Source organism: Brevibacterium sanguinis (assembly GCF_039528855.1).
GTDB classification, from domain to species: Bacteria; Actinomycetota; Actinomycetes; order Actinomycetales; family Brevibacteriaceae; genus Brevibacterium; species Brevibacterium sanguinis.
On the sequence record NZ_BAAAMB010000014.1, the window covers coordinates 140,581 to 160,255 of the forward strand.

At 67.8% G+C, this 19,675-nt stretch carries 17 protein-coding genes; 10 read left to right on the top strand and 7 right to left on the bottom strand.

All coding sequences use genetic code 11. From position 1 onward, the window contains the following. Positions 1-18: 18 nt before the first annotated feature. Complete coding sequence (locus ABD154_RS15395; RefSeq protein WP_344251601.1) at positions 19-1,194, bottom strand: epoxide hydrolase family protein; 1,176 nt, start codon at positions 1,192-1,194, stop codon at positions 19-21. Positions 1,195-1,378: 184 nt separating this feature from the next. Here ABD154_RS15395 and ABD154_RS15400 point away from each other — a divergent pair, with 184 nt between their 5' ends. The 5 genes from ABD154_RS15400 to ABD154_RS15420 all read left to right on the top strand — a co-directional run bounded on the left by ABD154_RS15400 (position 1,379) and on the right by ABD154_RS15420 (position 5,212). Next, positions 1,379-1,936, top strand: coding sequence for a CGNR zinc finger domain-containing protein (locus tag ABD154_RS15400; protein WP_344251602.1), 558 nt, complete (start codon positions 1,379-1,381; stop codon positions 1,934-1,936). A 75-nt stretch (positions 1,937-2,011) separates the two neighbouring features. After that, positions 2,012-3,055, top strand: a complete 1,044-nt coding sequence (locus tag ABD154_RS15405; RefSeq protein ID WP_344251603.1) for an NAD(P)H-quinone oxidoreductase — start codon at positions 2,012-2,014, stop codon at positions 3,053-3,055. Next, positions 3,052-3,810 (top strand): proteasome activator, encoded by a 759-nt coding sequence (locus tag ABD154_RS15410; protein ID WP_344251604.1) that lies wholly within the window; start codon positions 3,052-3,054, stop codon positions 3,808-3,810. Before ABD154_RS15405 ends, ABD154_RS15410 begins: the two co-directional genes overlap by 4 nt. Then, entirely contained in the window at positions 3,807-4,382 is a 576-nt protein-coding gene (locus tag ABD154_RS15415) for a hypothetical protein (RefSeq protein ID WP_344251605.1), read from the top strand. The genes ABD154_RS15410 and ABD154_RS15415 overlap by 4 nt, the downstream gene beginning before the upstream one ends. After that, positions 4,379-5,212 (top strand): Cof-type HAD-IIB family hydrolase, encoded by an 834-nt coding sequence (locus ABD154_RS15420; RefSeq protein ID WP_344251606.1) that lies wholly within the window; start codon positions 4,379-4,381, stop codon positions 5,210-5,212. The genes ABD154_RS15415 and ABD154_RS15420 overlap by 4 nt, the downstream gene beginning before the upstream one ends. Positions 5,213-5,297: 85 nt before the next feature. Here the strand turns inward: ABD154_RS15420 and ABD154_RS15425 are convergent, their stop codons facing one another. Beyond that, a complete protein-coding gene (locus tag ABD154_RS15425) occupies positions 5,298-6,146 on the bottom strand; it encodes an HAD family hydrolase (protein ID WP_344251607.1) in 849 nt (282 codons plus the stop codon). A 29-nt stretch (positions 6,147-6,175) separates the two neighbouring features. Further along, complete coding sequence (gene serS, locus ABD154_RS15430) at positions 6,176-7,456, bottom strand: serine--tRNA ligase (RefSeq protein ID WP_198499754.1); 1,281 nt, start codon at positions 7,454-7,456, stop codon at positions 6,176-6,178. Positions 7,457-7,539: 83 nt separating this feature from the next. On the opposite strand from serS, the gene ABD154_RS15435 reads away from it, so the two are divergent. The 3 genes from ABD154_RS15435 to ABD154_RS15445 all read left to right on the top strand — a co-directional run bounded on the left by ABD154_RS15435 (position 7,540) and on the right by ABD154_RS15445 (position 12,721). After that, complete coding sequence (locus ABD154_RS15435) at positions 7,540-8,661, top strand: diacylglycerol/lipid kinase family protein (RefSeq protein ID WP_344251608.1); 1,122 nt, start codon at positions 7,540-7,542, stop codon at positions 8,659-8,661. 232 nt (positions 8,662-8,893) lie between these two features. Next, a complete protein-coding gene (locus ABD154_RS15440; RefSeq protein WP_344251609.1) occupies positions 8,894-11,056 on the top strand; it encodes a hypothetical protein in 2,163 nt (720 codons plus the stop codon). 252 nt (positions 11,057-11,308) lie between these two features. Further along, a complete protein-coding gene (locus ABD154_RS15445) occupies positions 11,309-12,721 on the top strand; it encodes an MYST family histone acetyltransferase (RefSeq protein ID WP_198499756.1) in 1,413 nt (470 codons plus the stop codon). Between the two features lie 94 nt (positions 12,722-12,815). Here ABD154_RS15445 and ABD154_RS15450 read toward each other — a convergent pair whose 3' ends face one another. Together ABD154_RS15450 and ABD154_RS15455 are read right to left on the bottom strand one after the other, a co-directional pair. Next, positions 12,816-13,748: a diacylglycerol/lipid kinase family protein gene (locus ABD154_RS15450; protein WP_198499757.1), complete on the bottom strand. Its 933-nt coding sequence runs from the start codon at positions 13,746-13,748 to the stop codon at positions 12,816-12,818. A 141-nt stretch (positions 13,749-13,889) separates the two neighbouring features. After that, the gene (locus tag ABD154_RS15455) at positions 13,890-14,762 is read right to left on the bottom strand and encodes a DUF1206 domain-containing protein (protein WP_198499758.1); all 873 of its coding nucleotides are present in this window, start codon (positions 14,760-14,762) and stop codon (positions 13,890-13,892) included. 329 nt (positions 14,763-15,091) lie between these two features. Here ABD154_RS15455 and ABD154_RS15460 point away from each other — a divergent pair, with 329 nt between their 5' ends. Then, the gene (locus tag ABD154_RS15460) at positions 15,092-16,405 is read left to right on the top strand and encodes an LPXTG cell wall anchor domain-containing protein (protein ID WP_198499759.1); all 1,314 of its coding nucleotides are present in this window, start codon (positions 15,092-15,094) and stop codon (positions 16,403-16,405) included. Positions 16,406-16,642: 237 nt separating this feature from the next. Here ABD154_RS15460 and ABD154_RS15465 read toward each other — a convergent pair whose 3' ends face one another. Beyond that, positions 16,643-16,987, bottom strand: a complete 345-nt coding sequence (locus ABD154_RS15465) for a winged helix-turn-helix transcriptional regulator (RefSeq protein ID WP_232623723.1) — start codon at positions 16,985-16,987, stop codon at positions 16,643-16,645. Positions 16,988-17,133: 146 nt separating this feature from the next. On the opposite strand from ABD154_RS15465, the gene ABD154_RS15470 reads away from it, so the two are divergent. Continuing rightward, positions 17,134-17,952: an NAD(P)H-dependent oxidoreductase gene (locus tag ABD154_RS15470; protein WP_198499760.1), complete on the top strand. Its 819-nt coding sequence runs from the start codon at positions 17,134-17,136 to the stop codon at positions 17,950-17,952. Between the two features lie 520 nt (positions 17,953-18,472). Here ABD154_RS15470 and ABD154_RS15475 read toward each other — a convergent pair. Continuing rightward, entirely contained in the window at positions 18,473-19,591 is a 1,119-nt protein-coding gene (locus ABD154_RS15475) for a HoxN/HupN/NixA family nickel/cobalt transporter (RefSeq protein WP_198499761.1), read from the bottom strand. Positions 19,592-19,675 lie beyond the last annotated feature (84 nt).

The window sequence follows — 19,675 nt, forward strand, 5'->3', positions numbered from 1 at the left end:
GCGCGCGCGGCCAGCCGTTCACCGGTTGGCGGCGAGCACCGCGGCGAGCCCCGCCCGCAGGTCGTCGACGAAGTGCTCGGGCATCTCGAGCGACGGGAAGTGCCCTCCGCGCACGGGTTCGCGCCAGCGCACGATCCGCCGGTAGCGCTGCTCGGCCCAAGGCCTGGGACACTTCGACGAGACGTCGGCCGGGTACATCGTGATCGCCGCCGGCACGTCGATCCGCAGAGCCGGATCGAGGGAGTTGTGGCTCTCGGCGTAGATGCGGGCCGCTGAGGCGCCGGTGCCCGTCAGCCAGTAGAGGGTGATGTTGTCGAGCACACGGTCCCGCGACATCGTCTCGAACGGACCGTTGTCGGTGTCCGACCATTCGGCGAACTTGTCGAGGATCCACGCCATCTGCCCGACCGGGGAGTCGACGAGGGCGTACCCGACCGTCTGCGGACTCCATGCCTGCGCTTTCGCATACCCGGCGCGGTTCTGCCAGAAGTCGCGGTGGTCATCGACCCATGCCCGCTCTGCGGCGGTGAGGGAGTCCGGATCCAACCCGGGAGGCGCCTCGGCGAACGTCGAATGGATGCCGAGGACATGGTCCGGGAACCGGCCGCCGAGGATCGTCGTGATCACACCGCCCCAGTCGCCGCCGTGGGCGAGGAAGCGGTCGTAGCCGAGCCGGGACATGAGCTCGACCCACGCCGCCGCGGTCCTCTCCGTGCCCCAGCCCGTCTCCGCCGGCCGGTCGCTGAAGCCGAAGCCGGGCAGGGAGGGGATGACGACATGGAATACGGGAGCCTCGGGATCCGCCGGGTCGGCGATCTCATCGACGACGTCGATGAACTCGGCGATGCTGCCGGGCCATCCGTGGGTCATGATGAGCGGCACGGCATCCGGCCGGGAGGACCGGCGGTGAAGGAAGTGGATGCCGAGGCCGTCGATCGTCGTGCGGAACTGCCCGATCGCGTCCAGGCGGGTCTCGAACGCCCGCCAGTCGTAGTCGGCGGCCCAGACCTCGGCGAGCGCGACGAGGTCGGCGAGCGGAACCCCCTGCCGCCAACGCTCGGCTCCGACCGCGGTCGGCGGCAGAGGCTCGGGTTCGGGCCACCGGGTCGCGGCCAGCCGGGTACTGAGGTCACGCAGCTCCGCCTCCGGCACGGAGCTGTGGAACGGGCGGATGGCGCTGTCGTGCAGTGGCATGGGTCCTCCTCGACCGGATGCTCGCCTCGTGCTCCGAGACGTCGAACTCTCTGTCACCGGACGTCGACCGCGCCGGCAGGGGACGGCGACGACAGTTGATGAACCAGCTATGACGGTTCTACCATCGGACACCGGCCCCGCACAAGGGTCCCGCGTACGGGTCGACGGCGTTTAAGGTGAGTCCATGGGTGATGCATTTCCGGAGTTCCGGTTCGGCACGGTGCTCGCGACGAGTTTCACGGGGACGCTCACCGAACGGCAGGGCGAACGCCGTGAGCGGATCCCCACTCCGGCACGACTCGTCGACTGGCTGGCGGTCGTCGGCCTCGACGTCGCCGGGTGCACGGAGAGCGAACTCGCCCTCGCCCGGCAGCTGCGTGAGGCCATCCACCACGCGGCCACCGCAGCAGCACTCGGTGAGCCGCTGCCCGCCTCGGCGCTCGACATCATCAACGAGGCCAGCCGGCAGGGGTGGGCGGCACCCGTGCTCACCGGCGACGGCGAGCGCCGGTGGCAGCTGAGCAGCCCCGCCGCTGTCGCCGATGCGCTCAGCGTCATCGCCGCCGACGCGATCGACATCATCGCCGGCACGCGCGACGGACGCCTCGCCCTGTGCGCCTCACCGACGTGCCGCGCGGCGTTCTTCGACACCAGCCGCAGCCGCTCCCGGCGCTGGTGCGACATGAACACGTGCGGCAACCGGGAGAAGAAGGCCCGGTTCAACGCGAAGCATCGGTCGTGACCGCTCACCGGTTTCGGATCGGATTCACCGCCGAGCACTCCTGCCGGCCACTGCCCCACGGTCTACAGTGGTCACATGCGCGCTATCACGATTCCCACCCCCGGAGATCCCGAGGCACTGCAGCTCACCGACGTCCCCACCCCTGAGATCGGGCCGGACGAGGTCCTCGTCAGAGTCCACGCCGCCGGAGTGAATCGCGCCGACCTCCTGCAGCGGCAGGGCTTCTACAACCCGCCGCCGGGTGCCACGGAGATCCCCGGCCTCGAGGTCTCGGGCACGATCGTGGGGCTCGGCGCCGATGTGAAGAACTGGAGCGTCGGCGATCGCGTCGCCGCTCTGCTCTCCGGCGGCGGCTACGCCGAGGAGGTCGCCGTGCCCGCCGGTCAGCTCCTCGCAGTGCCCGACACCTTCGACCTCACCGCTGCCGCTGCCCTGCCCGAGGTGCTCGCGACCGTCTACTCGAACGTCGTCGGCCGCGGTCGCGTCCGCATCGGCGAATGGCTGCTCGTCCACGGCGGCGGATCGGGAATCGGCACCGCCGCGATCCAGGTCGCGAACCTCCTCGGGGTGAAGATCGTCGTCACCGTCGGCTCCGCGGAGAAGGCGGAGTTCTGCCGCGAACTCGGCGCCGACGCCGTCATCAACTACCGCGAAGAGGACTTCGTCGCCCGCGTCCACGAGATCTGCACCCACCCGGACGGGGCGACCGGCGCCGATGTCATCCTCGACATCATCGGAGCCAAATACCTCGAGCGCAATATCGCCGCACTCGCCACCGACGGCCGCCTCGTCGTCATCGGCATGCAGGGCGGCACGACCGCCGAACTCGACCTCAGCACGCTCATGCAGGGACGCAAGACGATCACCGCGACGACCCTGCGCGCCCGACCGCCGTCGCAGAAGGCGGAGATCATCTCCGACGTCGGCGAACAGCTGTGGCCGGCCGTGATCTCCGGGGACATCCGCCCGATCATCGACACGACGGTGCCGCTCGCGGACGCCGCGAAGGCCCACCGCCTCCTCGAGGACGGAAAGACCATCGGCAAGGTGCTCCTCCGCGTCGACGACGATGACTCAGCACACGACGACTCAGCACACGACGAAGGAGCGCGCTCATGACCGCAGACGCCACGCCCACCGCGCCCGGTGCCGCTGATCCGCAGAGAGCCCAGGACGGCCCGCAGAATGTCCAGTCCGATGAGCAGGGTGCAAAGCAGGACACCGGCACCGAGGCGACCGGCAGTTCCGCAGACCGCGCCGGGGTGCCGGTGACGGCCGACTCCGAAACGGACCAGGCCGGCCTCGCCCGCGGCGAGACGCTCACCGATGCCGCCTCGCATCCGGACCCCGCGACCGCGGCGGGCACCGGTGACACGCGCACGCCCGACGCGGCATCTGCGTCCGGGACTGAGTCCGACGCCGACCCCGAGGCCGAGGCCGCCGAGGAAGGCGACATCGCCTCGCCGGGCAAGGTGATGCGCATCGGCACGATGGTCAAGCAGCTGCTCGAGGAAGTCCGCAGCGCCGACCTCGACGAGAAGGGCCGGCAACGGCTCGCGGAGATCCATCGCCGGGCGATCGCCGAACTCGAGGACGGCCTCTCCGCCGAACTCGTCGCCGAGCTCGGCCGCCTCGACCTCCCGTTCGACTCCACCGCCGAACCCCCGTCGACCTCCGAGCTGCGCATCGCCCAATCGCAGCTCGTCGGCTGGCTCGAAGGCCTCTTCCACGGCATCCAGACGGCGATCATGGCCCAGCAGGCGATGGCGAAGCAGGAGACTCCCCCACCCGGCGGGCTCGTGCCCCCGGGCGCGCAGGCTGGGTCCGCGGCCGAGGGCACCGATGACAAACGCAGGACCGGCAACTATCTGTGAAGAAGCTCTTCTCGTTCCGCAGGCGGCGCGCTGACGGCCCCGACGAACAGTTCGGCACGGGACTGTGGCGCCACAACCACGACCGGTTCCTCCGCGCCGTCGACCGCTACTACACGACGGCCCTCGCGATCCACACCGCCGCCCCGACTGACGCCGCAGGTGAGGGCTCGGCCCCGACCGAGCCGGCAGCCGCCAGCCAGCCCACGCACGAGCCCGGCGCGACAGCACCCGAGCCGGCAGCCGCCTCGGCGCGGGATGCGATCATGGCCGGCACCCACCGCCTCAACGACCTGGCGACGCAGATCGACGAGATCACCGCGTGGCTGCACACGCACTGCCCCGTCGACGGCCAGGTCGTCCCCGGCCCCGCCCGCCAGGTCGTCGGGGACACCCCCGAACTGCTCACGCGGGCATCGTCGAAGGTCGCCGAGGCGGTCCTCGCGGCCTCGATGGCGCGCGCGGGAACCGCGACGCTGACCTCGACGGCCACCGCCACCGACCGCTACATCACCGATGCCGCCGAGCTGCTCGCCCAGGTCAGGCGCATCCTCGCCGAGGCGGACGCCCGATGAACGCGCTCACCTCACCGCCGCCGGATTTCGACCTCGGGCTCGTCGCCAGCGACATCGACGGCACCCTGCTCCTCGACTGGCAGCCGATCTCCCAGGTGACGATCGATGCGATCCACCGCTGCCAGCGGATGGGGATCCCGTTCGTCCTCGTCACCGGGCGCCCGATCCGGTGGCTGGCCGCGATCGCCGAGCAGATCCCCGACCTCGGTCGCGTCGTCTGCCTCAACGGCGCCGTCGTCTACGACATCGCCACGGACACCGTCGTCGATGCGCACCCGCTCGAGCAGGCCGGGGTCGAGGAGATCGTCGCGGCCATCGGCGCCGCCCACCCCGAGGCGCGCTTCGCGTTCGAAACGCTCACCGGGCTCTACGTCCAGGACGGTTTCGCCTCACGCTCCCCGCACGAGGCCACCGTCATCGGCGACCTCGGGGAGCTCGCCGACACCGACGTCGTGAAGATCCTCGTCAGCCTCGGCACGACCGACTCCGAGGCCCTCCACGACCTGCTCGGGCCGATCGTCACCCGCTCGTGCCACGCCTCGTTCTCCGACCCGGACAACGGCCTCGTCGAACTCGCCCCCGCCGGGATCACGAAGGCGAAGACGCTCGAGTCGGTGTGCGACCACCTCGGCGTCGGTCGGGACCGGGTGATGGCGTTCGGTGACATGCCCAACGATCTCGAGATGCTCACGTGGGCGGGGCTGGGGGTCGCGATGGGCAATGCGCTCGATGTCGTCAAGGACACCGCCGACGCCGTCACGGACCCGGTCGACGACGACGGGGTGGCGCACTTCCTCAACGCTGCCCTCGACGCCGTCCCCTCTCGCTGACCGCGACGACCACACTGAGCGCGACGACGCTCAGCACTCCCGGTGTCGCCGTCTCCGCGACCCGAAGACTACTGAGTGCTGAGCGCTACGGGCTGGTGGGCCGGGAGCCTGCGACGTCGAGCACCGCGGGGTCGAGGTCGAAATGGTCGACGAGGGCGACGGCGAGTCCGTCGTCCTCGACGGGGTCGGTGACGACGTTGCCGAGGACCTTGAGCTCGTCCTTCGCCTGACCCATGACGATCGAGTGGTCGGCCCATTCGATCATCTCGAGGTCGTTGAGGCCGTCACCGGCGGCGACGGTCCGCTCGTGGTCGATGCCGAGCTCTGACTCGACGAGTGCGAGCCCACTGGCCTTCGACACCCCGTCGGGGGCGATGTCGAGCCAGTTGCTCCATCCCACGGAATAGCTGACTTCGTGGAGCCCGAGCCGGTCGACCGCCTCGGCGAACTCCTCCGCCGTGCCGTTGACGTCGCGCATGACGATACGGGTGGCCTGCTTCGTCAGCAGCTCGTCGAAGCCGACGATGTCGAGGGTGTCGGATTCGGAGAGCTCCCCGGGCGGGAACGCACCGGACGCCCACCGGTGCAGGTCCGGGTCCTCGACGAGGAAGAGGGCCGTCGGCAGCACAGCGCGCATGCGCTCGAGCGCGGGCCGCGGGTCGAAGGAGACGACGTGGTGCATCTCCCAGCCCAGCGGAAGCGCGGGATCGAGCTTGACGACGACGGAGCCGTTCGAGCACACGACGAAGCCCTCGGTGAGTCCGAGCGCCCGGACGATCTCGAGGGCTCCCGGCAGCGCACGCCCGGTCGAGATGACGATGTGGTGCCCCGCCTCGGCGAGGTCGATGAGCACCTGCCTCACCGCCTCCGACAGCGTCCCGTCATAGTCGATGATCGTGCCGTCGATGTCGAGGGCGATGAGGTGTGCGGGCACTGCTTCTCCTTGGCCGGCGGTGGGGCTGCTCAGAATCGCGGACCCTCCGGTCCCTGGGCCACCATGCCGCCGAGGTAGGGGCGCAGGGCGACGGGCACCGTGACGGAGCCGTCGGCCTGCTGATGGTTCTCGAGGATGGCGACGAGCCAGCGCGTGTTCGCCATCGTGCCGTTGAGCGTCGCCACCGGACGGGTCGCGCCGTCATGGCGTTCGCGGATCTGCAGGCGCCTGGCCTGGAACGTCGTGCAGTTCGAGGTCGAGGTCAGCTCGCGGTAGGTCTCCTGCGTGGGGACCCAGGCCTCGTTGTCGAACTTCCGCGCCGCGGAGTCCCCGAGGTCGCCGGCCGCAACGTCGATGACCCGGTAGGGCAGCTCGCACAGCTGGAGCATCTTCTCCTGGAGTTCGAGCATGCGGGCGTGCTCGGCCTCGGCGTCCTCGATCGCGACGTAGGAGAACATCTCGACCTTCTGGAACTGGTGGACGCGGATGATGCCGCGGGTGTCCTTGCCGTACGACCCGGCCTCGCGGCGGTAGCACGAGGAGATGCCCGCGTAGCGCAGCGGTCCGTCGCTGAGGTCGATGATCTCGTCCATGTGGTAGCCGGCCAGCGGCACCTCGGAGGTGCCGACGAGGAAGAGGTCGTCGGCTTCGAGGCGGTAGACCTCGTCGGCGTGCTCGCCGAGGAAGCCCGTGCCCCGCATCACCTCGGGCTTGACGAGGGTCGGGGTGATCGTCGGACTGAAACCGGCCTCCTCGGCGACGTCGCGGGCGAGGTTGAGCAGCGCCATCTCGAGCTTCGCGCCGAACCCGGTGAGGTAGTGGAAGCGCGCTCCCGAGACCTTCGTGCCGCGCGTCGTGTCGATGGCGCCCAGCGTCTCACCGATCTCGAGGTGGTCGCGCGGGGTGAAGCCCTCGGCGGCGAAGTCACGGGGCTGGCCGACGGTCTTGAGCGTCACGAAGTTCTCCTCGCCACCGGCGGGGATGCCGTCGATGATGAGGTTGGGCAACTTCGAGGCGAGGCTGTCGAACGCGAATGCGGCCTCGTCGGACTCCGCCTGCAGGGCTTTGACCTTGGCGGACTTCTCCTTGCCCTCCGCGATGAGGGCGGGCTTCTCGTCCTTGGGAGCCTTGGCGATCTGGGAGGAGAAGGACTTCTGGTCGGCGCGGGCGTCTTCGAACGCGGTGATGGCCGCCCGCCTCGCGGTGTCGGCTGCGAGCACCTCGTCGACGAGTTCGACGGAGGCTCCGCGAGCCCGCTGCGATGCTCTGAACAGGTCCGGGTTGTCTCTCAACTGCGCTAGATCGATCACCTCCTCAGCTTAACGGGGCGACCTGGGTTTGCGATATTCGACCGCTGGGCACGCGCTCAGGTGGCTCAGAGTAGATTTGTGCCATGACCTTCGACCTCGATCCCGCCATGATGTGGCTCGTCATCGTCGGTCTCGTCGTCATCGTCTGCGGTGCGTTCCTCCTCGGCAATCGCATCGGCTCGCGCCGCATCCTCAAACGGCTGCGCCGCTACTCCCGGCGCCCCGAACTCGACGACGACGGTGTCGAGGAGTACGCCCCCAACCGCTACCGTGCCGCCCTCATCGTCAATCCGACGAAGGCGAGCGCCGGGCGGATCGCGTCGACCGCCGAGGCGATCTGCCGTTTCGAGGGCTGGAACCCTCCGCTCATCCTCGAGACCACCCCCGAGGACGCCGGGGAGGGACTGGCGCGACTCGCCCTCGACGAAGGGGTCGACGTCGTCATCGCCGCCGGTGGGGACGGCACCATCCGCGCGGTCGCCTCGGCGCTGGCCGGCACGTCGACGCCGATGGGGATCGTCCCGCTGGGCACGGGCAACCTGCTCGCCCGCAACCTCGACCTCGTCCTCGACAAGCCCGAGTGGGCGCTGCGGATCGCCCTGTGGGGGCGCAACCGCGCCGTCGACGTCGGCACCGCGCAGATCAGCCGGGGCGGGCCGACGCTCGTCTTCATGGTGATGACGGGGCTCGGCTTCGACGCCGAGGTGATGGCGAAGACGACGGCGAACGCGAAGAGCCGGCTCGGCTGGCTGGCGTACCTCGAGGCCGGGTCCCGCACGCTCGTCGGCCGTCCCAGCCACGTGAAGATCACGTACGACGACGACTACCGGGTGACGGCGCGCGTGCGCTCGGTCATCGGCGGCAACTGCGGCAAGCTCCAGGGCGGGATCCAGCTGCTGCCCGAGGCGATCATCGACGACGGGCTCCTCGACGTCCTCGTCGTCAGCCCGAAGAACCTCGGCCAGTGGGTCGGTGTCGTCGCCTCGATCATCGGACGCCGGACGACGAAGGGCCTGCACACCGACATCCGCAAGTGCCGCAACGTCGTCATCGAGTCCAAGGATCCGCTCGAGGTCCAGCTCGACGGCGATCCCCTCGGCACGACCGGGTACCTCGCGATGGCGGTGGACCCCGGTGCGATCACCGTGCGCGTGCCGACGACCGAACAGCGCCGGGAGATCCGCGCCGAGGCGTGGCCCGTGTGAGACCGGGACGCTGAGCACGGCCGGATTCCGGCGCCGAGGTGGGGCCTATGACCAGGAACAACGTCGCTTCGATGGGGCAAGGTCACGAACAGGTCGCGAAAGCACCCTTGTGTTCACCAAAGCGTTACCGTAATTCCGCTCGACCAAAACGTACAAAAATAGTTCTGAGAATTGCCTGTACCCAGGATGACTTCCAGATGTGCACCCCCTCACACAGATAGAAGGCACTCCAATGAAGAAGCTCATCCTCGCGCCGGCTGTGGCCCTCGCGTTCACCGGACTCGTCGCCGCCCCTGTCGCCGCGGCCGAAACCCCCTCCACCCAGTCGGCTCCGACGAAGGCCGAGAAGGAACAGGCGGAGAAGGAGAAGGCCGAAAAGGAAGCGGCTGAGAAGAAGGCTGCGGAGAAGAAGGCCGCCGAGAAGAAAGCGGCTGAGAAGAAAGCCGCGGAGAAGAAGGCAGCTGAGAAGAAAGCCGCGGACAAGAAGGCTGCGGAGAAGAAGGCTGCGGACAAGAAGGCTGCGGAGAAGAAAGCCGCCGACAAGAAGGCGGCTGAAGACAAGGCCGCGAAGGACGAAGCAGCCAAGGACGCGAAGTCGACACCCAGCCCCTCCCCCAGCGACAAGGGCGCTGAGCAGCCGAAGGATGAGGAGAAGCCCGAGGAGATCAACGCCGATCTCAGCGTCTCCGCCGGCGAAGTGTCGGCCGAGGACCTCGCGAATCCCTCGAAGGGCGTGACGGTCACCGTCACCGGCCTGGAGAAGGGTGACAAGCTCAGCGTCTCCGGCCTCACGGCTCAGGCGGCGACCGCAACGGGCAGCTCGAAGTCGCTCCGCGTCTACTACGCCGGCGATGCCGAGGACCTCAAGTCCGGGGCGAAGTCGTTCTCCGTCAAGGTGCAGCGCGCAGGAGTCTCGAGCGCCACGCTCCAGGAGTCGGTCGACGTGCAGGCGGCGAACGAGAAGGCATCCAACGCGTCGATCGTGGTTCCCTCGGGCGACATTCCCGCCGAGGATCTCGCTGACCCGGCCAAAGGTGTGACGGTCACGGTCACCGGCCTCGAGGAAGGCGACCTGCTCACTCCGCTGAACGGTCTCACGGGAGATCCCGTCACAGCGACCGGCACCTCGGCGACGATGAAGCTCTACTACGACGGAGACCCCGCAGATCTCAAGGACGGTCCGCTTCCGTTCTCGATCGATCTCCAAGGGGCGAGCGGGCTCGACACACTCGAAGCCTCGGTCAATGTGGCCGCAGCCGACGACGGCGAGGTCGAACCGATCGAGTCCGAACTCACGGTCGATCCGAAGGAGATCACCCCTGAGGATCTCTCCGACTCCACCCGGGGCGTCATGGTCACAGTCACCAACCTCAAGGAAGGCGACAAGGTCACCGACTCCCTCACCGGCCGGGAGAGGACCGTTCCCAGCGACGGTGAATTCACCTTCCAGATCTACTACAAGGGCGATCCGGAGGATCTCCAGCCCGGCAAGATTCCGTTCACGGTGGACATCGACCGCGAGGGCACCGACTCGGTCACGCTCAACGGCGACATCACCGTCGTCGAAGATGAGCCGCTCAACCCGATCGAAACCACCCTCAAGGTCGATCCCAAGGAGATCACCGCTGAGGATCTGGCAGATGCGGACAAGGGCGTGGCCGTCACGCTGACCAATCTCGAAGAGAACGACGTCGTCACGGACTCGCTGACCGGCATGGAGAAGACGGTGGGTGCCGACGGTGACTTCACCTTCACCGTGTACTACAAGGGAGATCCAGACGACCTCGAGCTGGGCAAACTCCCCTTCACCGTGACCGTCCAGCGCGAGAACGCCAATGATGAAACCCTCGACGGCGAGATCACGATCATCGGCGACGAAACGGAAGCCCCGGCCGAGGCCTCGCTCACCGTCTCACCGAAGTCGATCGAAGCCGACGACTTCATCAACGAGAAGAAGGGTGTGACGCTCTCCGTCAAGGACTGCAAGCCCGGTTCGGACGTGCGCTTCATGGTCATGGCGGACGGCAACTCGCGCATCACCGCCTACGACCGCACCGTCCAGGCGGACAAGGACGGCAAGGCCTCGGTGAGCGTCTTCGGCACCTCGTCGGACGCCTCGGCGTACGTCGGCGGATACTCCGTGACGGCGACCTGCGGCGACGACACGATGAAGGACTCCTTCAAGGTCACCGCCGGAGCGAACGCCGGCGGTGGCGGTGACCACGGCAACGGCGGCGGTGACAACGCCAGCGGCGGCAGCGGCAGCGAACTGCCCCGCACCGGTGCCGAACTCGACGGCCTCGCCGCAGGCGCCCTGCTCCTGCTCGTCGGTGGAGCCGCAGTGACGATCACGATGCGCCGCCGCAAGGGCGACTTCTCACCGTCGTACGTCTGACACGACTGCGCTGAGTCGCCCTCTGCCTCGCCGAGGCGGGACAGGGCAGCCAGCCTGAGCTGAGTGAAATGGGTCGGGAATCTCTCCCGGCCCATTTCGCGTGCCCGGACGTCCACGCGTGCGCAGGACCAGACGACCACGCGTGCGCAGAAACTGTGATCGGGCCGTGATCAAATCGGGGCATCGGCGACTATATGCTTCTGTAGTTGCCGAATTCCGGCGATCCACCCCTCGAGAGGACCTCATAGCCCCATGCCCAAGAAACTTGCGCTCATTCCCGCGCTTGCTCTGGCCATCGCCGGCCTCGGCGCGGCCCCGGCAGTCGCGGCACCCGCCGACGTCGACACCTCGCTCTCCGTCCCTGCTGCGGCGACGACCCCCGACGCCGCAGCCGACGAGACCCCCTCGTCCGCGGACACGACCCCGGCCGCACCGGCACCCGAGGTTCCCGAGACCGACGGCGCGGACGACACCGACACCCCGGCACCGGAGACCCCCGAGACCCCGGCTCCGGACGAGTCTGCGACGGGATCGGATGAACTCGACGACGAGGTCACCGAGGATGCGGAACCCACTGAAGCCGCCTCGGCGCCCATCGCGGCCACGGTCGACGTCGAGCCGGGGACGATGACGGAATCGGAGTTCTACTTCGACGGCGTCGTCATCACGGTCTCCGGCCTCGAGCCGGGCGACATCGTGACGAACTCGCTCACCGATGACGCGAAGAAGGCCAAGGGCAGCTCGGTCGAGTTCGAGTACTACGACGAGGAGGGCACGATCGAAGGCCCGCAGACCGTCGATTTCACGGTCACCGTCGAGCGCAAGGATCAGGATCCCAGGGATTTCCCGGGGAGCTTCGAGATCACCGAGGATGAGGAGATCGAGGAAGGCTCCCTCACTCTCGGCACCGATTCGATGAGCGTGTCCGAGTTCATGAAGAAGGGCATCCCCTTCACCGGTGAGGGCTTCCTCCCCGGCGAGCAGGCATTCGCCGTGGCCGCGAAGTTCGAGACCGACGAGATCATCTACCTCGACGAGAACGTGGAGGTCTCCGATGAGGGCGTGGCCTCCGGGGTCATCCGCCCGACGGAGACCGACGAGGTCAAGCCCGGTGACTACATCGTCTACGCCGGCGGGGAGGAATTCGGTGCCACCGCCGAGTTCACCCTGACCGACGACGCCGCACAGGCCGCCTCGCTGACGGTCTCCCCGAAGTCGATCGAAGCCGCTGACTTCGTGAAGAAGGACAAGGGCGTGGTGCTCACGGTCACCGACTGCACCCCTGGCAGCGACGTCCGCTTCGTCGTCAACCCCAAGGGCAACTCGAACGTCACCGCGTTCGACAGCACGGTGACCGTGGACGAGACCGGCACCGCCTCGGTGAACGTGTACGGCACGTCGTCGAACGCGTCTGCCTACGTCGGCGACTACTCGGTGTCGGCGACCTGCGACGATGACGTCCTCAAGGGATCGTTCGAGGTCACCTCGGGTGCCGCGGCCGGCGGCTCGGGCGGCAGCGACAGCGGATCCGGCAGCAAGGGCGGCCAGCTGCCGCGCACCGGCGCCGAGCTCAGCGCCCTGGCCGGCGGAGCCGCGCTGCTCCTCGTCGGCGGCGCCGTCGTCGCCCTGACGGTGCGTCGCCGGAAGTCAGCCGACTCGCTCTGATGCGACGCTGAACGCGAGAACGCCTGTGGCCCCGACTTCGGTCGGGGCCACAGGCGTTCTCGGTCATCGCACGCGTGCGACCGCCTCGGCGGGGTCACCGCACGCGCAGCGCCGCGGGTTCGATCGTCACGTCGATCTTCTCGGTCTCGCCGACCTCGTCGCCGTCGACCTCGACGACGCGCGGCTGCTCGAGTTCGATCGTCAGCGACGAGACCCGCTGATGGATCGCGCTCTCGCTGCTCTGCGCCGAGTCGTCCTTCGACATCATCCGGCGCAGACCGTTGTCCCAAACCATGTTCTTCATCGTGTCGAGCCAGCCGGTGACGCCCTCGGCCTTGAGGATGAGGACGTCGAGCTCACCGTCGGAGGGATCGGCGTCGGGCAGCAGGGTGATCCCGCCCTGCAGGGTGCCGCAGTTGCCGACGATGAGGGTGTGCGCCGCCTCGTGGCCGATCCGCTCCCCCTCGCGCGACAGGTTGATCTCCATGACATCGCTGGCCGAGACCGCGCGACCGAGCGATTCGACGTAGGCCAGCCATCCCGCCTTGTCCTTGAGATCGTCGTTGGTCTCGGTGATCATGTGCGCATCGATCCCGAAGCCGGCCATGACGACGAAGGGCTCACGGTTCGTGCCCTGCTCAAGGGTGACCTCGACCCAGCCCATGTCGATGTCGCGGGCCGTGCCGTTGAGTGCGCGATCCATCGCCTCGCCGAGGTTGTTGAGCGGAACGTCGAGGTTGCGGGCCAGGAGATTGCCCGTTCCCAGCGGCACGATGCCGAGCTCGGCCTCGGAGTCGATCTCCGCGAGGTGACCGGCGACGGCACGGACGGTGCCGTCTCCGCCTGCGGCGATGACCACCTCGGCGCCGGCGTCGAGAGCGGCCTGGGTCGCGGACTTGCCGGGATCGTCCTCCGCGGTCTCATGCCAGGTGATGGTGAAGTCAGGGTTCTCCGGGAGCGCTGCCTCGAGGTCCTCCTTCTCGGTCTTCGACGGATTCCACACGATGCCGACGTGATTGGCTCTCATTTCAGGTCCTTTCGCAGACGGTACTGCTTGGTGGTGCTGCTCGTTCATCGGCCGCAGCGGGCGACCCCAGACCTCACACTAACGCAGTCCTCTGAAGGCCTTCGTGAAGCGCGCACGCCGGACGACCGCGGCACGACGGGATCAATCCATCTTGTCGTATCGAGCGCGGAGGAAGAGGAACACGCCGTAGAGGACGAGTCCGACCCCGACGCCGAGGAGGAGGTAGGTGCCGAAGGGCTGTTCGCGCATGGCCTTGAGGGCGCCGTCGACGCCGGTCGACTTCTCCGGGTCGCCGGTGACGCCGGAGACGATGACGAGGATGCCGACGGCGATGAGCGTGGCGCCCTTGCCGAGGTAGCCGAGGACGCCGGTGATCGTCATCAGCTTCGCCACGGCGCTCGAGCGCGGGGTGCGCACATCGTCCTTCCAGTTGCGCCGGATGCCGTTGACGCAGAACACGATGCCGATGATCGTCACGACCCCGCCGATGACGACGAGGAGGAGGATTCCGCCGGGGGCCTGCGCGAGAGTCGACGAGGCCTGCTGCGATGACTGACCCGAATCCGAGCCCTGGCCGAAGACGAACTTGCCGAAGAGCACAGCCACTGCCGCGTAGGTGATGCCCTGCGCGATCGCGAGGATGAAGTCCTTCCAGCGGTCTCGACCGTGCTCGTCGCGCGGATCGTTCGAGCCGTGTCCGCGCAGGGTGGCCGTGCCGAAGAACGCGTTGGCGAGGTTCCACAGCGCGAGCAGTGCGCAGCCGAGCATGCACAGCCACAGCAGCACCATGCCGAAGGGCTGGGAGGCCATCTGCTGCATCGCGCCGGACTGTTCGGCTTCGCCGCTCTTGCCGAGCGCGAGGCCGGCGGCGGTGGCGCCGAGGATGATGTGGACGAGTCCGTTGGCCACGAAGCCGACTCGGGCGACCCGTTCGAACCACTTGCTGTCAGCGGCGTTGACTGCCGCATCGTCGGCCTTGCTGGCCGCCTTCTTCATCGTTGAGTCTCCAGTCACAGGACATATTGTGGCACTGTTTCGCCCAAGTGTCATTGGCTCCAAAGGCACTTTTCAGAGCCGGTGTGAGCGGGGGTGGAGTGGCGGGCACGCTGCCGGAACGGAGATCACGGGATGGCCAAAGTTTCGCAACGACCAGGCGACGGTGAGGGTCTCTGACGCCCCTGCAGGTCGGCATCTCACGCTGGCGTGATCGCCCCAGCACTGCTCTCCCCAGTGCTGTTCCGAAGAATTCACGTGACCAAAACGTTCTAAACTATGTGCGTCGTGAATGTGTCATTACTGTTACTTTCGGAAGCTCTCCTCCCTCAGCCTTTCGAAGGACAGAAATGAAGAAACTCGCCCTCGCCCCCGTGGTGGCCCTCGCCATCACCGGCCTGGCAGCATCCCCGGTCATCGCCGCCCCGAGCACCGACGCTTTCGGCCAGACGAACGTCCAGGCCCCGAAGAGCGCCGGCCAGCCCGACGCGACCGAAACCGACGACACTGAGCTCGACGCTTCGGTGTCGGTTTCGCCCGAGACGATCTCGCAGACGGATCTCGTCGAGAAGGGCGTCACCCTCACCGTGACGAACCTCGAAGCCGGGGACACCGTCACCGACGACGCCACCGGCGAGACAGTCACTGCCGAAGGCGACACGGTCTCATACGAGATCTACAACATCACCGGCGACCCGAAGGCCATTCCTGAGGGCCCGATCGAGTTCACCGTCACTGTGGAACGCGGCGAACAGTCTCAGACTTTCGACGAGAAGTTCACCGTCACCGCAGACGAGACCGAAGAGCCCACCGCTCCGGCCGTCGACCCGAAGGCGAGCCTCGTCTCTGACGAGATCACCGTCTCGGAGTTCGAAGGCGAAGGCCTGAAGTTCTCGGGCGAAGGCTTCACCCCCAATGGCTCCGTGAGCGTCGAGGGCCAGGCGCTCCCGGCGCAGGTCGCCAAGCAGGCTGAAGAGCAGCTCAAGGCGGACGAGAACGGCAAGGTCACCGGCACGGTCGTGGCTCCGAAGGACAGCGTCAAGCCCGGCAAGTACACGGTCACGTTCATCGACGACGAGTCGGGTGAGAAGACCGAGCCGCAGGAGTTCACCGTCGTCGAGGATGCCACCGAGACGCCGACCACTCCGGCCGCCGAGGCGAAGCTGACCGTCTCTCCCGAGTCCGTCACCCCGAAGGACTTCGTCCAGAAGGACAAGGGCGTCAAGCTCGTCGTCGAGAACTGCGAGCCCGGCGAAGACGTGCGCTTCGTGGTCAACCCGAAGGGCAACTCCTCGGTGACGGCGTTCGATGAAACGGAGAAGGCCGACGATGAGGGCAACGCCTCCGTCACGGTCTACGGCACCTCGGCGTCGAACCCGAGCGCGTACATCGGCGACTACGACGTGACCGTGACCTGCGGTGACGACGAGCTCACCGGCAAGTTCTCGGTGGAAGAGGACCCGAACGCCGGCGGCAGCGACGGCAATGACGACGGTGGCTCCGATGGCGGCAACGGCGGCGGAAACGGTGGAGGCGACCTGCCCCGCACCGGTATGGAGCTCACCGGCCTCGCAGCCGGTGCCGGCCTCCTCCTCGTCGGCGGCACGGCGATCTTCCTGACGAAGCGCCGCAAGAAGGGTGTCCCTTCGCCCTCGGACATCTGATCCGACCGGCCGGCTCACCTCGCTGAGCTGAGTCCCCGGCAGCCCTGAGGCGCCTGGTTCGACATTGTCGGACCAGGCGCCTCAGTCAGTTCCAGAACGCGTGCGACTGAGCATGGGCGAGGAAACGACGGTCAGCACCCGCTGCGGCTCAGGTCAGTTCGAGCGGCTCTGTTCTTGAGGAGAGCCGCCCGAACCAGGCTGAGCCGCAACCGATTTCCTGCGGCTGAGGTCGAGCGTTCAGCCTGAACCCACAGTGATTTCGGCGGCGTAGTCACTTCCCCAGCCCTCCATCGCGACGATGACGGGGTGAAGGGCCGCGCCCAATTCGGTCAACCGATAATCGACTCGAAGCGGCAGCTCACCGTGATCGGTGCGGATGACGATGCCGTCGGCTTCCAGCTCCGTGAGCTGCCTCGTCAAGGTCTTCCGATTGACCTCCGGCACCTGCCGCTGCAGGTCGCCGAAGCGGATCGGACCGTCGAACATCGCCTTGACCACAGTGATCTTCCACGTGCCGCCGAGGACTGCCACGACAACCTCGGCGGGGCAGGTCTGCAGCGCCACCGCCACTTTCTCACGCATCGCCACCACTCATCTCTCTTGTTGCGCTGAGGACCACGACGCGTCCCCAGCCTCGATATCGGCTGCGCCCTCGACATCGCCGCGGCCGGCCAGGGACACGAGTGTCCGTGCTGTTGCGAGCCGTCCCCTGCCTCCACGATAGAGGCATGGATGATTCCGCGTCGGTCCTGTGGGTGAGCGCCCACCCGGAACCGCTGTCTCTCAATGGCTCGCTTCGCCGGTTCGGCATCGAAGCCCTCGAACAACGGGGCCACTCCGTCGAGCTGTCCGACCTCTATGCCATGGATTGGGACCCCGTACTCCGGCGTGAGCAGTTCCTCGGGCCGGAACCGGGCGCCTGCGAGAAGCACTCCGGTCGGGACAATGCCTGCGGCGCGCGATTCGATGCCACCGGCGATGTTCGCCGAGCGTTCTTGACTGATCAGTTGCCTGCAGACGTCGCCCAGGAGCAAGAACGGCTTCGGCGCGCGGATGCGCTCATCGTTCAGTTTCCGCTGTGGTGGTACGGCATGCCGGCCATGCTCAAGGGATGGTTCGATCGGGTGTTCACGAGCGGTTTCGCGTTCGGCAAGGAGCCCGAGACCGGGAGGAGGCTCCGGTTCGAGAACGGACCGTTCCGCGGCCGCCGCGCACTGGTCATCGTCACCGCCGGAGATCGCGCTGGGGCTCTCGGGCCGCGCGGCATCAGCGGCGAGCCGGTCGACCTCATGTTCGGGCTTCTCCACGGGACTCTGGCCTACACCGGCTTCGATCCGCTTGCGCCTTTCGTCGTGCCCTCGGCGGACTTCCTCGCCGGAGCTGATTCCGCGGGCATCGAGGCGCAACTGGACGATCGGCTGTCCCGGCTGTTCACTGACGAACCACTGAGAGCACGACCGCAATTCACCGGCGACTACACCGACGACTGGGTTCTCCGCAGTGATGTCGCGCCCGATGCTCACGGCTTCGCCGCCCATTGGCTGTGATACCGAGGCTTTGTTCAGTGTGGCCGCGAGCATTCTTCGAGGCAGCACCCACTTGTGTCGATCGCCCTTGGTCGAGGCGCCGCGTTCTGGTGAATTTCCCGCCTTCCCGAAGAATCGGACCTCGCGGCCCGCAGCGATCAGAGGTCCGATCGCCGTTGCGGCTCATCCTGGTTCGAGCGGCTCTGTTCAAAACGTGAGCCGCCCAAAACAGGGTGAGCCGAAGCGCCGTTCGAGAGGGTGGCCGGGGTACTCAGGACGAGCGGGCCGGCGGCGCGTGCCGGACAATCGACCTCCTCGCGCCTGGTTGCCCGTGGAATCCGGGTCGGCACCCGGCTTGCGCCAGTTGAGACTGAGATGGCCAAGGCAGCCTTGGCCATCTCAGAGCAAACTGGCCCAAACCTGAACTGGCCACAACCCGGTCCGGCCGCGACAGCGAGACCGGTCTGACGGCGTGCTCCCATTTTCCGAAGGTGGCGCCGACCAGAACATCGAGGCGACCAGCGCCGCCGCGCGGCGCCCGTCACTCGCCGCGGGACCCCTCTGCCACCTCGGCGCCCGGATCTTGCCCCTCGTCCTTGCGGTCATTGCCTGCCGCCCGGCGGCGCGCTGTGAGAAGAGCCGCGACAGCGATGACCACGAACAAGCCGGTGGCGACGAACCCGGCGTACTCCGTATCCGGGGCGGGAAGGGTGAACGTCGCGGTCTCCGCCCCCGCCTCGGCGACACCGGCGATGACGACGATGGCCGCGATGAGCACTGAGAGCCCGGTGACGATGAGGTTGTAGCGGCGGAACCGCTCGCCGTCACCGGCGGCCCAGCGATAGAGCCTCGCCATCATCACGCTGTCCCCTGTGTCGCACGCCGCCATACCTGCGGCGAAGAGCAGCGGAAGCGACAGAGCGAGCAGCGGCGACGTGCTCGCGGCCGTTGCACCGGCCGCGATCATCAATCCGATCGTCGCCGCGGTGTCGAACCCGAGCCCGAAGAGCAGCCCGATGGGATACATCCGCGCCGGTCGATCGACGGTGCCGATGAGCCGGGAGAAGACTGTCGTGAGAGGTCCTCGGGGTGCGGCACCGGCTCCGCTGTCACCGTTCGGCGCCGTCGCGGGTGCACCCTCGGTGCGACGATCGCGCAGCAGGCGGATGAACGCGACGAGATTGACGATTCCGAAGACCCCCACGACGCAGGTCGCGAACAGCAGTCCCCACATCCCGAGTCCGGCACGCAGATCGGAGTCCTCGCTCACGACGAGGCTGCGAGCCGCGGCGGCACCGGCGGTGACGAGGGCGGCGGTGATGATGACGACGCTCGAGTGCCCGAGCGCGAACCAGAATCCGACGGCACCGCCGCGAAGCCGGGACTGGTCAGCGGTCGCGAGTCGCCGGGTGACGTTGTCGATGACGGCGACGTGGTCGGCGTCGAAGGCATGGCGAGCGCCGAGGAGCACGGCTGTTGCCGCCAGACCCCAGGCCGCGGCGTGGCCGATCTCGTTCGTCGAGGCGAGGACCAGGCTGAACCCTGCGATCGCGAGCCCAGCGATGACGATCAGCGGCGTCCGCATCCGCCACCAGTCCGCATCGAATCGAGTGCCGTCCACCTGCCCCGTTCCCGGCCGTCCCGCTGTCGTCGTATCCATTGTCGGTCTCCTCGTCTCAATCTTCGGTGTGCCTGTATTCATTGCGTCCCTCCCGCGTTCACCTTCCCGGTCAGGTGTGACACC